At 64.9% G+C, this 1,327-nt stretch carries 1 protein-coding gene; it reads left to right on the top strand.

Translation table 11 applies throughout. The annotated features are described in order from the left end of the window. The coding region (locus tag HWV67_RS31515; protein ID WP_175654065.1) for an autotransporter-associated beta strand repeat-containing protein at nt 1-1,327 on the top strand (1,327 nt) is incomplete at both ends.

Raw genomic sequence — 1,327 nt, 5'->3', positions numbered from 1 at the left:
AATGTCGCCAGCGCTACCGCGCCGCTGACCGTGGGCGGCCTGTCGTTGGCTTCGACCAGCAACCTGAACTTCACCCTCGGTGCGCCGAACAGTGCGACATCGATGGTGAAGGTCAACGGCAACCTGACCCTTGATGGCCTGCTCAATATCAGCAACGGCGGCGGCTTCGGCCCGGGTGTGTACCAGTTGTTCAGTTACGGCGGCAGCCTGACCAACAACGGGCTGGACTTCGGCAGCCTGCCGAGTGGCATCCTTGCTGCGCAACTTGAGTTGCAGACCAGCATTGCCAACCAGATCAACCTGGTGGTCGGTGAAGCCGATGGCAACCTGGTGTTCTGGAACGGCTCCAAGACCAGTGCCGACGGCACCATCAGCGGCGGCAGCGGCACCTGGGGCGCGGACACCAACTGGACCAACTCCAGCGGCAGCAACGCCAACGGCTGGAGCGGTGGTCAGTTCGCGGTCTTCGGTGGGCAGAAGGGTACGGTCACGGTCTCCGGGCAACGGGTGTTCTCGGGCATCCAGTTCCTCGCCGACGGCTACAACCTGGTCGGTGGCACCGGCGACTCCCTCGAAGCGGTCAACGCCGCGGACGGTACCCTCGCAGCATTGCGCGTAGCCAATAGCGCAACGGCAGTGATCGACGCGGCCATCGTGGGCGAGGGCGGTATCCAGAAGCTCGACGGCGGCACCGTGGTGCTGAACGGCGCCAACACCTACAGCGGCGGCACCCAGATCAGCGCCGGTACCCTTCAAGGCAACACCACCAGCCTGCAAGGCTCGATCGTCAACGACGCCAGCCTGATCTTCCAGCAGAATGTCGACGGTCGTTTCGGCGGCACCCTCGGCGGCACGGGCAACGCGATCAAGCGCGGTCTCGGCAATCTGCTGTTCACGGGCTACAACGATTTCAGCGGTACCTTCACGGTCGAAGAGGGCGTGTTGCAGGTCGGCGAGACCGTCGAGGAAGAACCGGCTCCAGTGGTCGCGTCGTTCGCCCGCATGGCGCTGTTCGCGGCACCGGTCGGCGACACCCTGGCGGCCGATATCACCGTCAACAGCGGCGCCGCGCTGACCGGTACTGGTACCGTCAACAGCGTGGTCAACAACGGCACCGTCCAGCCGGGTGCCAATGGCAACCTGACCGTCACGGGTGACTTCACCAACACCAGCAACGGCACCCTGAACATCAACCTGACTCCGCTGCCGACCAGCTACCTGGCCGTGGGCGGCACCGCCAACCTGGCCGGTGAGCTGAACGTGTTCGCAGTAGCACCGTACGCCGGCGACACCACCTACACCTTGCTGACCGCCGACGGCGGCATCA

This window comes from Pseudomonas sp. Marseille-P9899 (genome assembly GCF_903166565.1).
GTDB lineage: Bacteria > Pseudomonadota > Gammaproteobacteria > Pseudomonadales > Pseudomonadaceae > Aquipseudomonas > Aquipseudomonas huaxiensis.
This window is presented reverse-complemented; position numbering and strand designations above follow the sequence as displayed.